The following is a 13,439-nucleotide window of genomic DNA, read 5'->3' as shown; positions in this document are numbered from 1 at the left end:
GTGCGGGTCGCCTTCGAGCACCGCGCGGTCCATGAACGCGCCCGGGTCGCCTTCGTCGGCGTTGCAGACGACATATTTGGTGTCGGAGGCATACTTGGCGGCAAAACCCCATTTGACGCCGGTGGGAAAACCCGCGCCGCCACGACCGCGCAGGCCGCTGTTTTTAACCAATTCGATAACATCGGCGGGCTTCATCTCGGCCAGGCATTTGCCCAGGGCCTGATAGCCGCCGACGGTGATGTAGGATTCAATGGATTCCGGATCGATGAACCCGCTGTTGCGAGTGGCTATTCTAAGCTGATTTGCCATAGCTGTTCTCTCCCCGTATTAAAAAACAACGCGCTCATAGTTGACCGGAATCACGCCCCCGACCAACTCGCCGTCTTTGATGTATTTCTGCACCAGTTCCTTGGCCTTGTCACCCTTGACATAACCGAACACCACCGGCTGTTTGCCGGGCAGGATGATTTCCACGGTCGGCTCGGCATAGCAGTAGGTATGGCAGCCGACCTGACCGAATTCCACGTTGTCGATGCCCTGCGCGGCGCATTCCTGCTTCATGGCTTCCAGCGTTTCCTTGCCGCCGGAGGCGATGCTGCAGGTCGCCAGGGAAACGTTGACGATGATTTTTTCGCTTTTGGATTTATTTGCGGCAGCCTGCAGGTCTTCGCGCTTTTTCTGCAGTTCCGCCAGAGAATTGATCTTGGCCATATCGCATTATCTCCCCGTGTTAAGCAAAGTCGGCAATGATGCTCTTCACCTGGTCGGTGGTCACGTTGCCGTAGACCTTCTCACCGACAATAACCACCGGCGCCAGCGCACAGGCACCGACGCAGCGCAGACAGTCGAGGGAGAATTTGCCGTCCGATGTCACTTCACCGACCTCCAGGTTCAGCTGCTGCTTGAGCGCCTCGACAACCTTGTCGGCGCCCTTGACGAAGCAGGCGGTACCCATGCACACGGCAATGGGATGCTTGCCTTTGGGTTTCATGGTGAAGAAGGTGTAGAAGCTCACCACCCCGAACACATGCACGACCGGCACATCCATGTGCTCGGCGACATACTCCTGAACCTCCACGGGCAAAAACCCGAACAGGCTCTGAGCCTTGTGCAGCACCGTGACAAGGTGACCTTTCTTGGTCGGCAAACTGTCGATGAACGCATCGAGCTCGCGGAACAGGTTTTCCGGCAGCTCGTAAGCCTGCTGGGTTCCGCATTCCTTTTTTTCCTGACAACTGGACATGAGTCCTCCCCTGAATGATGTTTGGAATCCGAACAGAAACGACAGCGGGGGCTGTCCGAAGATGCATGAAAAACTGCTGCCTGGTGACGGGAATGCGGCATCCTGCGGGATGGGAGAAAAAACGCTGGGGCCTCTTCGGGCGCAATACAGCACGCCAAGGCGCGAAACGTCCCGGCAGCAACTCGAGATGGCACATCCTGAGCGACAGCAGCATGGTTTCCGTGCATTTACATCCGGACATGAACATACCCGCAGAACCGCGCAGCCCGGTTTTTCAGCCGGACGCACCCCAGTCTGCCGTTCGGGACACCCGGATCCCGGTTGACATGCTACATGAAACGACGCGCGATGCAGGACAACGCACGCTTATGCTGGTTTTTGATAAAAAATGCAGGTTTGCGGGGAAATAGCCAAGCCGTGCGACCTGGCTATTTCTCCTCCTCTCCAAAACACAATGCAAACGTGGCCGGCAGAAAGCGAAACAAAACATCCAATTCTTTGAATTGTTCAATGCATGATTCCGCCAAATAACGGCCAAGAGATAGATACCACCGATAAAATATCATTTCAATCTCTTTTTTACCGATATCGGAAAAAATAAATCCAGGGGTAACGGTCTTTAAGAATTTTCAATAGGTTGGCAAAAGCGACAGGCTGCGCGAAAAACCCGGAAACGGCTTTTCGTAAACAGGATCGGAGGCGATCGACTGCGATGTTTCCGGATATTTATCAGGCATTTAAAAACATCGTTATGACAAAAGATGATCTTCCGGGACGGAGGGTGCTCCACGGCATCAGAGCGTCTCGCATTCATCGGATGAAAGTTGCGCAATGTAGGGCAAGGCCCGGAATTTATCCGCAAAATCCAGTCCATAACCGACCGTCCAGACGTCGGCTATATCGAACCCGACATAATCAACGGGCACCTGCACCTGCATGGTGCCGGCCTTGCGTAGCAGTGTACAGGTTTTCAGCGAGGCGGGTTTTCGCGCCCGGAACAATCGCAGCAGATAATCAAGCGTATGCCCGGTGTCGACGATATCCTCCACGATCAGCACGTGTCTTTGCGTGATATCGGTTCGCACATCCATGATCAGACGCACGGCGCCGCTGACGGCTCCTTTGCCATAAGACGAAAGAGCTATAAAATCGATGCGCCGCGGTATCTTCAGGGCGCGGGACAGATCGGCCAGAAAAATATAGCTGCCCCGCAGCACGCCGACCATAAAAAGCTCTTCAACCGCGGCATAATCGCTTGAAATCCGCGCCGCGAGCTCAGCAACGCGCCGATGAATGGCCTCTTCACCAATCAATATCCTGCGTGGAGATCCCGGCATGCCTTCCTCCTCAGTCTTCGAGAAACAGTGGCACCAGCTGCCGCGACAGCACATGCACCAGGCCGAAGTCTGTCAATTTCAACTCCGGAATGACCTCGAGCCCCAGAAAACTCAGCGTCATGAATGGCCCCGGAATCGCACAACCCACCTCTTTCAGGGCTTGATTCAGAAACTTTTGGCAAGACACCAGTTCTTCGGCGGCGGCCAAGGACATCAACCCGCCGACAGGCAACGGCAGCTGCCAAAGCAGCCGCTCGCCCACTGCCAGCGCCTGGCCGCCACCGGATTCGGCCACGGCCCGGGCGGCGGTCATCATGGACATATCGTCCATCCCAGCCACGATCAGGTTATGGTGGTCATGCGCCACGCTTGAAGCCATTGCACCGCGCCGCAGGGTCAGCCCCTGGACGAATCCCTTGCCACATCGCCCAGTGGCGCGATGTCTTTCGATCACCGCAAGCTTGGCAAGATCCCGTTCGGGGTCAGCCACCATCTCCCCTTCCCGGCTCAAGCCGTGAAGAATCCGCTGTTCGGTTACCAGTTGTCCGGGCACCACACCGATTACCCGCATCTTGCAACCCGGACCGGATATACGAAAATCGACCCTTGACCAGTCGACATGCATGGTATTTTTCAGCCAGGGCGCAATTTCGTCGCCTGTGCCGCCGGATTTTTCGTCGACACATTGCCCGCCCACAGCCACCAGTCGGCCGGCATGCCAGACCCGTTCCGGACGGAAATTGTCGAGGCTGGAAAACGCTACAAGATCGGCCCTGCGGCCGGGGGCAATCAGACCGCGATCGAGCAGGCCGTAGTGCACCGCCGGATTGAGACAGGCCATGCGCAGCGCCGTCAGCGGCGAAACCCCGGCTGCAACCATGGTACGCACCATCTGATCTATGGAGCCGCGGGACAGCAGATCCGCCGCATCCCGGTCATCGGTACATAGCGCCAGAAAACGCTCGGTTACGCAGGAAACTGTCGGCAAAAGGGTCTGCAGATTACGAGCCGCGCTGCCTTCCCGAAGAAAAACGCACATCCCCCGTTGCAGCCTGTCCCTCACTTCGGCCTCGGTACAGCATTCGTGATCGGAAGTTATGCCGGCGGCCGCATAGGCATCCAGATTGCCACCTTCGACCGCCGGAGCATGGCCGTCGACGGGAAACCCGCGAACGGCGTCGAGTTCCGCCAGCAGCCGGGGCTCGCCTGTGATGACCCCCTGGAAATCCATCACTTCGCCAAGAGCCACCACATCCGGACAAGCCAGAAGCCGGCTGTAATCCTCCGGCCCCAGGCTGGCGCCGGAGCCTGCCAGCAAGGTCGCCGGCACGCAGGAAGGTATGGTCATGAATATGTCGACGGGGGTCTGCCGTGCATCGTCCTGCATGAAACGAATCCCTGAAAGCCCGCAGACATTGGCGATTTCATGAGGATTGGCAACCACTGTCGTTACCCCCCGCGAAACGACCAGACGGGCGAATTCACGGGGGCGCAACATGGAACTTTCGATGTGCACATGCGCATCCACCAGGCCAGGTGCCACAAACAGGCCCTTGAGATCATAACTTTCAATACCGTCAAGTTTCTTGCCGACCGCGGCGATATAGGCACCGACCATGGCAATATCCGCTTCAGCAATGTCACCCGTTGCCAGATCGATGACTTTTCCGTTACGCAACAGCATGTCGGCCGGACTTTGCCGACGCGCAACCGCCAGCAGTCGGGTCAATACGGCCGCCTTATGGTCTGCCGCCTTGCGAATGAAAAGACTCACCACAAACTCTCCCTGGACTATATTTGCCTCTATTATACATCACGCCGTCCCTGCCCTGCCGAAGACACACCATAAAAAAACCCCTTCCGGAGCGGAAGGGGTTTTGCGTCGTGTAAACAAGTCAGGCATTTGTTGTGGCGACTGGTAGGCCGGTTGCGGGTTTTCAGGCAGGGGAAACATGCCGTGCCAGCACCTGTGCAAGCCGGCCGAATTCTTCGAGCGAAAGGGTCTCGGCGCGACGCCCCGAATCGATCCCGACCTCGCGCAGCGCATCCTCGAGCCCGTCGAAACCGAGACCGCCTCCGGCAAGACTGTTGCGCAGGGTTTTGCGGCGCTGACCAAATGCCGCCTTGACCGTGCGCCGGAAAAACCGCTCATCTGCAATCTCGATCCGGGGACGGGCAAGTGCTTCGAAGCACAGCACTGAGGAATATACTTTCGGCGGTGGATAAAAGGCTCCGGGTGCCACTCGCAAAACCCGACGGATATCGAACCATACCTGGCACAGTACGGAAAGAATGCCGTAATCCCTGCCGCCGGGCGCGGCGCACAACCGGTCCCCGACTTCCTGTTGGAACATCAGCACCAGTCGCGAAAAAAGGTGCCGGTGATCGAGAATCTTGAAAAGGATCTGGCTGGAGATATTGTACGGCAGGTTGGCTACAAGTTTGTACGGAGGTTCGCACAGAATCGCTTCCCAGTCCAGCGCCAGCGCGTCCCCCACATGCACCGTCAGGTGCGGCGCGGTACGTGCCTGCAGGCCTTCGACAAGATCCCGGTCGATCTCGATGACGTGCAGTCGCGCCACCGACGGCAGCAGACGGTCGGTCAGAACACCGAGTCCCGGACCGATTTCCAGTACCCGGTCCCGGGGTTCCAGCGCGGCAGCCGCAAGGATGCCGTCGATAATGTGGCGATCCTGCAGAAAATTCTGACCAAAACGTTTTTTGGGACGGTGATTCACAGCTCTCTCCCCTGCCCGCGCCGGGGGCGTCTCGGCCAGCGGGAAATTTTCCACTTCTGCGCCAGCGGAATGATACGAATCGCAGCCAGGTAAACCGCCACGGAACACAATATCGCCCACAGCAGACTGCCAAAAGTCAGAGGAAGCATGACTTCCCAGCCAAGACTTTTAAGGGCGGAAAAGCTCAGGGATTCGGGCATGCGCACATAATCCATGCCGAGCAGAATGCGCCCCGATTCGTATTCGAGGGCATAAATGAAAGGCGCGGTAAAAGGGTTGGTCACCCAGACGCCCAGTACGGCGGCGAACTTGTTTTCGTTGAGAATCACCGCCAGAAACACGGCCAGCAGCATCTGAAAGCCAAATGTCGGGGTCAATCCGATAAAAATACCGAGCGCCAACCCCTTGGCGACTTCTTCGGGGGTACCGCGAAGCCGCATGAATTTCAGAACCAACAATTTGAGCTGCCTGGCCAAAGGCCATCGCCGGTACATACGATGTTATCCATTTCGCGGTTACGGCTGTTGCGCCCAGCCAGCCTGGTCAAGGGGCCAGCTGGCCTTGGCATTGAGGTCCTGGTCGGCGGCGCACCCTCCCGCCAGGTAGGCATCCCCGGCCACGCCAAGCATGGCCGCATTGTCGGCACAAAGAGACGGACTGGGGAAAAACACCTGGAATCCGTCCAGCGCGGCCCGTTCTCCCATCAGGCGTCGCAGCCCCTTGTTACAGGCCACACCGCCGGCCACGACGATGCGGTTCAATCCGGTATCCCGTGCCGCCCGGAGGGTCTTTTCACAAAGCACCTCGATCACCGCCTGCTGAAAACTGGCCGCGACGTCGCACAGGTGCGTCCCCTCGATGGGGCCATTCTGGCCCTGCACATAGTACAGCAGTGCCGTTTTGATGCCGCTGAAGCTGAAATCGTAATTCGGCTTTTTCAGCAATGGACGGGGAAAATCAAAGGCGCGGGGATTGCCCTCGGCAGCCAACCGGTCGATGACCGCGCCGCCGGGATAACCGAGCCCGAGCAGCTTCGAAACCTTGTCGAAGGCTTCTCCCGCCGCATCGTCAAGGGTGCGGCCCAGTGTTCGGTAACGGCCAATGCCATCCACCCGGTACAGATGCGTGTGCCCGCCGGAAACAGCCAGCGCCAGATAGGGAAAGGCAATGTCGTTTTCCAGCAGCGGCGCGAGGATGTGGCCTTCCATGTGATGCACCCCGACCAGGGGGATTTCCAGAGCCACGGCCATGGCCTTGGCTACGGAAAGGCCCACCAGCAGGGCGCCAATCAAGCCCGGCCCGCGGGTGACGGCCATGCCTTCGATGGCTTCAAGACCAACGCCTGCCTGACGCAGGGCATCGTCAATCACCACGGTCACGGCCTCCAGATGCTTGCGGGAAGCCAGCTCCGGCACAACGCCGCCATACAGTGCATGCACATCGACCTGGGAAGCGATGACGTTCGACAGAACCTGGCGACCGTCGCGCACCACCGCCGCCGAGGTCTCGTCACAAGATGATTCTATGGTCAGCAACAACATGCAAAAAATTCTACTTTCCGAGAGGGTCTGTTTAACGGGAGCCGGCGGCCGGTCAGAGCAGATTGGCCGCCAGTTCCGCCAGTGGCGAGCGCTCTCCACGCATCAGGGTTACGTGTCCGGCGATGGACTGGCTCTTGAATTTCTCAACGGTGTAGGTCAGGCCGTTGCTCGAAGAATCGATATAAGGGTTATCGATCTGGTAAGGATCGCCGGTCAGTACGATTTTGGTTCCCTCCCCCGCCCGTGTGATGATGGTCTTGATCTCATGGGGAGTCAGGTTCTGTGCTTCGTCGACAATCATGAACTGTTTGGGGATCGACCGTCCCCGAATGTAGGTCAAAGGTTCGATCTGCAACAACCCCATTTCGACCAGTTCCTTGTAACCGCGCTTGCGCTTGCCATGCTCGTCCACCATGCCAAGCAGCAGTTCGACATTATCGAAAATGGGCTGCATCCAGGGCGCCAGTTTCTCCTCGACGTCACCAGGCAAAAAACCCAGATCCCTGCCCAAAGGAAAGATGGGACGTGAAACCAGCAGCCGGCTGTAACCGCCCTCGTCCGCCGACTTGGCAAGACCGGCGGCAATGGCGAGCAGGGTTTTGCCGGTACCGGCCTTGCCCACCAGCGTCACGAGCTGAATATCGTCGTTGAGCAGCAGATCGAAGGCGAATTGCTGCTCCCGGTTGCGCGGGGTGATGCCCCACAAACCTTCCTTGGGAAGCCGGATCAGGGGTACCACCCGCCCCAGAGCCGCCTCGTAACGTCCAAGGGCGGTATGCGAGGTATTGCTTTCGTCGACCAGGGTCAGACACTGGTTTTCGCGATAATCGCCATCAATGTCGACATGCCCCTGGCCGTAAAAGCGATCGACCTGCTCGCGGGGCAGAACCACTTCGGCCATGCCGGTGTAGAGTTCCTCGATGGAGACTTTGTCGGACTCGTAATCCTGGGCATTGAGCCCCACCGCATCGGCTTTGATACGCAGATTCGTATCCTTGGTGACAAACACCACGGGGCAATGGCACTCTTCCTTCATTTGCAGGGCGACGGCCAGGATACGGTTGTCGCCCCGGTCCACCCGCAATTCCGGGGGCATGCGCCGCATGGCCTGCTCGGTATAGATAAAAACCTTCAGCATCCCGCCGTCGTCCAGCCGCACGCCGTCGACCAGGTGCGCTTTGGCACGAAAACTGTCAAGCAGGCGGGAAACTTCACGGGCATTGCGCCCGGTCTCGTTGAGATCCTTTTTAAAGGTATCGATTTCCTCGACCACCGTAATGGGTATGACCACGTCGTTGTCCTTGAATCGAAGCAAGGCCTGAGGGTCGTGCAGCAAAACGTTGGTATCGAGAACAAAAACCTTTTTCATGACGCTCCCTCACAAGAGTGAATACAAGAATTTTGGGTGACGCAGCAATTCGGCGAGATCAGAGGACATGGCGTACGCAGCGCGAAAAAAACTGTGTGAAACTACCATTGGACAGCAGGTTTGGCAACCCCTTTCCGGTTGGCGAAAGCTCCGGACCGGCAGGATGTGCATGCCGCCCGTTCGACTGCCGGCGTATTGTACAACAACCCTTCTTTCCGGGTAAAATTCATTTTGTACATATTGGCATTGGGCATGCCCCTCCGGATTGCCGGTGCCCGGCAAACAGCCCTCACGCATATCTTGACAGACCCAACATATTGTGGTTTATAGATGGCCTGCCACAGGATATTGGCGGCACACATCTTAACTAATTAAAAGGACTGCATCCATGATGACCACTGCGGATCTGGAATCCCGTCTCAGCAATAATGCCATCACTGTTCTTGAGCGCCGCTATCTCAAGCGGAGCCCCGAGGGCCGCATCCTCGAACAGCCGGCGGACATGTTCCGGCGCGTTGCTGCAGCCATAGCCGCGGCCGAAGATCAATTCGGACATGGGGAAGAAGCCGCCGCCCTGGCTGATCGCTTCTATGACGCCATGACCCGCCTGGAGTTTCTGCCGAACTCACCCACTCTGATGAATGCCGGACGGGAACTCGGCCAGCTTGCCGCCTGTTTCGTGCTGCCGGTCGGGGATTCCATGGAGAGCATTTTTGAAGCCATCAAGCAAACCGCTCTGATTCACAAAAGCGGCGGCGGCACCGGGTTCTCCTTCTCGCGCATCCGCCCGGCCAACGACGTTGTGTTGTCCACCAAGGGCGTTTCATCCGGACCGATTTCGTTTATGAAGGTTTTTGACGCCGCCACTGAAACCATCAAGCAGGGCGGCACACGGCGCGGCGCCAATATGGGAATTTTGCGGGTCGACCACCCGGACATCATGGATTTCATCATGGTCAAAAAAGACCTGACGGTTTTAACCAATTTCAACCTCTCCGTCGGCCTGACAGAGGAATTCATGAAGGCCGTGGAGGATGGCCGCGAATATGACCTGATCAATCCGCGCACCGGCGAGCCGATCAAAAAACTCGATGCCCGCAAGGTGTTTGATCGCATCGTCGATATGGCCTGGAACAGTGGAGAGCCGGGCATTATCTTTCTCGACCGTCTCAACCGTGACAATCCCACTCCCCATGTGGGCGATATTGAAGCGACCAATCCCTGTGGAGAACAGCCGCTGTTGCCCTACGAATCCTGCAACCTCGGTTCGATAAACCTGTCGCGCATGGTTACTGACGACAGCCAGGTCGACTGGCAAAAGCTCGGCGATACGGTAGCGATGGCGGTACGTTTTCTCGACAATGTCATTCAGATCAATCGCTATCCGTTGCCGCAGATTGCCGAAATGACCCGCGCCAACCGCAAAATAGGGCTCGGCATCATGGGCTGGGCCGACATGCTTATCCTGCTTGGCATGCCTTACAACAGCGACCAGGCCATCGAGCTTGCCGACAGGGTGATGAGCTTCATCGCCGACCAGGCGCGCGATGCGTCCCGCAAGCTGGCCGAACAACGCGGCGCCTTTCCTAATTTTCCCGGCAGCCGTTTCGACGAGGACGGCGAGGCTGAGTTGCGCAATGCCACCTGCACCACCATCGCGCCGACCGGCACCATCTCTATCATTGCCAATACTTCGAGCGGCATCGAACCGGTGTTTGCCGTCTCCTACCTGCGGCAGGTGCTTGACCAGGATATCCTTGTCGAAGTGCATCCGCTTTTTGAAGCGATGGCCCGTGCAGAGGGCTTTTACAGCCCGGAACTGATGAAAGCCATCGCGCAAAAAGGCACCATCCAGAGTTTTGAGGAAATCCCGGAAAAGGTGCGGAAGCTGTTCGTCACGGCGCATGACATCACCCCGGAAGACCATATACGGATGCAGGCGGCATTTCAGAAACACACCGACAACGCCGTCTCCAAAACCGTCAACTTCCCTCACTCGGCAACACGCGACGAGGTTGCCAAGGTGTACCGCCTCGCTTACATGCAAGGCTGCAAGGGAGTAACCATCTACCGGGACGGATCGCGCGACATGCAGGTGCTTTCGGTGGCCAGAAGTTCCGAACCGACGGAGCAGCCCAACATGCCCGTCGAATCTGGCAAAACCGGCCACAAACGTGAACGGCCCCGTGCCCTGACCGGCAAAACCTACCAGATGACCACCGGTTGCGGTCCGCTATATGTGACCATCAACCAGGACGACAAGGGCCTGTTCGAACTGTTCACCACCATGGGTAAAGCCGGGGGCTGCGCCGCCAGCCAGTGCGAGGCCATCGGCCGGCTGGTTTCCCTGGCCTGGCGCAGCGGCGTGCAGGCCCGCCAGGTGATCAAACAGCTGATCGGCATCACCTGTCACAAGCCGGCCGGCTTCGGAGAAAACCGCGTCACCAGCTGTGCCGACGCCGTCGCCCGGGCGATTATAATGCACATGCAAACGGAAACCGAGGAGGGGGCCGCCGTCGCCAATCCCGTCAACCATGGTGGCGCCTGCCCGGAATGTGGCGGACCGGTGGAGCATGAAGGGGGCTGCTGCGTGTGTCACGCCTGCGGCTACTCGGAATGCGCCTGACGAAATGGGAAGCTATCTGCCGGCAATGCGGTGCCTGCTGTTTTGAGAAGGTGGTTGACAGACATGGGCGCTGGCACACCTCCGACATCGCCTGCCGTTTCCTCGATGTGGTGAGCCGGCGTTGCAAGGTCTACCATAAAAGGTTCGAGGTTGGCGAAGGGTGCATCAAACTGACCCCGGAAATCGTCAGGGACGCGGACTGGCTGCCGGAAGATTGCGCCTACGTGCAGTACATGCGCGGCAACAGCATGTGCCAGGACGAGCCTGCGGAACCTGAAAATCCCGCAGGCCCCTGAAACGACCTTTTGTGACAAAGATCCACACCCAATCAGGACAACGCTGACATGCACGATTCCGTGGAAAAAAGATCCCCCTCATCGCTGCGCCGGGCGCGGTTTGGCTGGTGCATGTACGATTGGGCCAACTCGGCTTTTGCAACCGTTATTTTAGCGGCGGTACTGCCGGTCTATTTCGTATCGCTGGTGCCGCCGCAGGGGGTTGTGCTACCGATTATCGGCGGACCTCTGACCCCCACCGCGCTGTGGAGTTACGCCGTAGCCGGGTCCATGATACTGGTGGCCCTCGCCGCCCCCGGCCTCGGCGCCCTGGCGGACCGCACCGGACGGCGCAAACTGTGGCTGGCCCTTCTCAGCGTCGCGGGAAGCTTCGCCACCTGCCTGCTGGCTTTGGCCGGGCCTGAACGCTACCTGCTGGCGGCTGGTCTGTTCATGCTCGCCAATGCCTGTTTTGCCGCCGCCAACGTTTTCTATAACGCTTTCCTTCCGGCGCTGGCGCAGGGACGGGAGATGGACCGCCTGTCCGCGCAGGGCTTCGCCCTGGGCTATATCGGCGGCGGACTGATGCTGCTTCTGACCTTTGTTCTGATCCGTTCTCCCGGCCTGGTCGGACTGACATCCCCGGCCCAGGCCACACGGCTGGGGTTCTTCCTGACAGGTTTGTGGTGGCTGCTTTTTTCCCTGCCGACTTTTCTGTTCCTGCGGGAAGATATGGTCCCCCCGACCAGAAGCAATGCAGGTTTTCAGCTGGGTTTGCGCAGTTGGTGGAACGTCTGGAAAGAACTGCTGAACTATCCGGACCTGCTGCGCTTTCTGTTGGCTTATCTGTTTTTTAACGACGGCATTCAGACCATTATCGCGGTGGCCGCGATCTTCGGCAAGGACGAGTTGGGTCTGGGAACCACCACCATCCTCGCCTGTTTTCTCATGATTCAGTTTATCGCCATGCCCGGATCCCTGCTGTTCAGCCGGATAGCGAACCGCCACGGCGCCAAAAATGCCGTGCTGCTGTCGCTGCTCTGCTTTCTGGGGATAACACTTTATGCGTTTCGCATGCAGCAAGCCTGGCAATTCTGGGTGATGGGAGTGGCGGTTGCTCTGATACTCGGCGGTAGCCAGGCCATCAGCCGCTCTCTGTACGGCAGCCTGCTTCCTGCAGGCAAATACTCGGAATTTTACAGTTTTTATGCCGTAAGCGGTAAATTTGCCTCGATCCTCGGACCTTTTTCCTTCGGACTGCTGGCGCAGTTGACCGGATCAAACCGCCTGGCGATTCTCGGTCTGGGACTTTTCTTCCTGGCGGGCATCGTCCTGTTGCTTACCGTCAACGTCTCTCGCGGACGTCAGGCCGCTTTGGAGGCAAGAATATGAATACCCGCTATTTCGATGCCCCTCTGCCCCGCCTCTTCGGCCACCGGGGCAGCTGTGCCGAATTCCCCGAGAACACCCTGCCCGCTTTCGCCGATGCCGTCGCCGCAGGCATGCCCTACCTGGAACTCGATATTCACGCCACGGCCGACGCACAGGCTGTGGTTCTGCACGATGCCTCGCTGCTGCGCACCTGCGGCGTGGATCGCAACGTCGCCGAGCTGACGCTGGCCGAGGTGCAAAGCTGCGATGCCGGCGCCACTTTCAGCCCGGACGGTGGCCGCAGTTTTCCACATCGCGACCGGGGAATCCGTATTTCCACCCTGGAAGAAATCCTGCGCACTTTTCCCGATGCTCTGTTCAACATCGAACTGAAGCAGGATTCCGACACCCTGGTGAAGGCAGCTCTGGAGATTATCCGCCGCACGGGGATGGAAGACCGGGTTTTACTGGCGGCGGAAAAGGATGCGGTCATGTGCCGCCTGCGACCTTCATGCACTGCTCGGGGCATTCCCACCAGTTTCTGTTACGGGGAACTGGTCGCCTTTTTCGACTGGCTGCAGGGCGGCTGCAAAACGGATTATGCTCCCCCGGCCGAGGCGCTGCAGATCCCCGAAACCTACCAGGGCCTGCGGCTGGTCACGCCACAGACCGTTGCGGCCGCCCATGCTCTCGGCATCGAGGTCCACGTATGGACCGTCAACGAGGCCGCCGATATGCTGCGCCTGCTCGGGCTGGGCGTGGATGGATTGATGAGCGACCGTCCCTGGTTGTTGCGAAAGACCTGCATGAACAACCTCACAGGTGGCGATTAAATTCGGCAGGGTTACAGGATTTGCCTTGACAATTATAACTTTTTTGGTTACATATGGGGAAATTTCGGAGTTATATCTCAACCCTGTTCAATTTCAGCCAAAGGAG

Annotated in this window: 13 protein-coding genes and 1 pseudogene; 5 read left to right on the top strand and 9 right to left on the bottom strand. The window is 58.2% G+C overall.

Annotation, left to right across the window (positions count from 1 at the left end; all coding sequences use genetic code 11):
- The 3 genes and pseudogenes from AB7E65_RS08375 to AB7E65_RS08365 form a co-directional block, all read right to left on the bottom strand.
- Nucleotides 1-309 (bottom strand): annotated as a pseudogene (locus tag AB7E65_RS08375) (NADH-quinone oxidoreductase subunit F); the annotation flags it as partial.
- Between the two features lie 18 nt (nt 310-327).
- Nucleotides 328-711, bottom strand: a complete 384-nt coding sequence (locus AB7E65_RS08370) for a (2Fe-2S) ferredoxin domain-containing protein (protein WP_072287823.1) — start codon at nt 709-711, stop codon at nt 328-330.
- Between the two features lie 19 nt (nt 712-730).
- Nucleotides 731-1,243 (bottom strand): NAD(P)H-dependent oxidoreductase subunit E, encoded by a 513-nt coding sequence (locus AB7E65_RS08365; RefSeq protein ID WP_428745642.1) that lies wholly within the window; start codon nt 1,241-1,243, stop codon nt 731-733.
- 65 nt (nt 1,244-1,308) lie between these two features.
- On the opposite strand from AB7E65_RS08365, the gene AB7E65_RS08360 reads away from it, so the two are divergent.
- Nucleotides 1,309-1,653, top strand: a complete 345-nt coding sequence (locus AB7E65_RS08360; RefSeq protein WP_428745641.1) for a hypothetical protein — start codon at nt 1,309-1,311, stop codon at nt 1,651-1,653.
- 384 nt (nt 1,654-2,037) lie between these two features.
- Here AB7E65_RS08360 and hpt read toward each other — a convergent pair whose 3' ends face one another.
- The 6 genes from hpt to AB7E65_RS08330 form a co-directional block, all read right to left on the bottom strand.
- Complete coding sequence (gene hpt, locus AB7E65_RS08355; RefSeq protein WP_320361432.1) at nt 2,038-2,580, bottom strand: hypoxanthine phosphoribosyltransferase; 543 nt, start codon at nt 2,578-2,580, stop codon at nt 2,038-2,040.
- A 10-nt stretch (nt 2,581-2,590) separates the two neighbouring features.
- Nucleotides 2,591-4,354, bottom strand: coding sequence for an adenine deaminase (ade, locus tag AB7E65_RS08350; RefSeq protein ID WP_428745640.1), 1,764 nt, complete (start codon nt 4,352-4,354; stop codon nt 2,591-2,593).
- Between the two features lie 163 nt (nt 4,355-4,517).
- On the bottom strand, nt 4,518-5,318 hold the full coding sequence (gene rsmA / locus AB7E65_RS08345) for a 16S rRNA (adenine(1518)-N(6)/adenine(1519)-N(6))-dimethyltransferase RsmA (RefSeq protein WP_072287827.1): 801 nt from the start codon (nt 5,316-5,318) through the stop codon (nt 4,518-4,520).
- Nucleotides 5,315-5,812: a DUF2062 domain-containing protein gene (locus AB7E65_RS08340; protein ID WP_072287828.1), complete on the bottom strand. Its 498-nt coding sequence runs from the start codon at nt 5,810-5,812 to the stop codon at nt 5,315-5,317. The genes rsmA and AB7E65_RS08340 overlap by 4 nt, the downstream gene beginning before the upstream one ends.
- A gap of 21 nt (nt 5,813-5,833) precedes the next feature.
- Nucleotides 5,834-6,859, bottom strand: a complete 1,026-nt coding sequence (tsaD, locus tag AB7E65_RS08335; protein ID WP_072287829.1) for a tRNA (adenosine(37)-N6)-threonylcarbamoyltransferase complex transferase subunit TsaD — start codon at nt 6,857-6,859, stop codon at nt 5,834-5,836.
- A gap of 52 nt (nt 6,860-6,911) precedes the next feature.
- Nucleotides 6,912-8,228 (bottom strand): PhoH family protein, encoded by a 1,317-nt coding sequence (locus AB7E65_RS08330; RefSeq protein WP_072287830.1) that lies wholly within the window; start codon nt 8,226-8,228, stop codon nt 6,912-6,914.
- A 388-nt stretch (nt 8,229-8,616) separates the two neighbouring features.
- On the opposite strand from AB7E65_RS08330, the gene AB7E65_RS08325 reads away from it, so the two are divergent.
- From AB7E65_RS08325 to AB7E65_RS08310, 4 genes are read left to right on the top strand one after another with little or no spacing between them, the layout of a single operon-like run.
- Entirely contained in the window at nt 8,617-10,854 is a 2,238-nt protein-coding gene (locus tag AB7E65_RS08325) for a vitamin B12-dependent ribonucleotide reductase (protein WP_320361429.1), read from the top strand.
- A complete protein-coding gene (locus tag AB7E65_RS08320; RefSeq protein ID WP_072287832.1) occupies nt 10,845-11,150 on the top strand; it encodes a hypothetical protein in 306 nt (101 codons plus the stop codon). The genes AB7E65_RS08325 and AB7E65_RS08320 overlap by 10 nt, the downstream gene beginning before the upstream one ends.
- A gap of 48 nt (nt 11,151-11,198) precedes the next feature.
- Entirely contained in the window at nt 11,199-12,521 is a 1,323-nt protein-coding gene (locus tag AB7E65_RS08315; RefSeq protein ID WP_428745639.1) for an MFS transporter, read from the top strand.
- Nucleotides 12,518-13,333, top strand: a complete 816-nt coding sequence (locus AB7E65_RS08310; protein ID WP_072287834.1) for a glycerophosphodiester phosphodiesterase — start codon at nt 12,518-12,520, stop codon at nt 13,331-13,333. Before AB7E65_RS08315 ends, AB7E65_RS08310 begins: the two co-directional genes overlap by 4 nt.
- Nucleotides 13,334-13,439 lie beyond the last annotated feature (106 nt).

This window comes from Syntrophotalea sp., from assembly GCF_050253115.1.
Taxonomy (GTDB): domain Bacteria; phylum Desulfobacterota; class Desulfuromonadia; order Desulfuromonadales; family Syntrophotaleaceae; genus Syntrophotalea; species Syntrophotalea acetylenica.
Note: the sequence above shows the minus strand (reverse complement) of the source record. Positions and strands in the feature narration are given on the sequence as shown.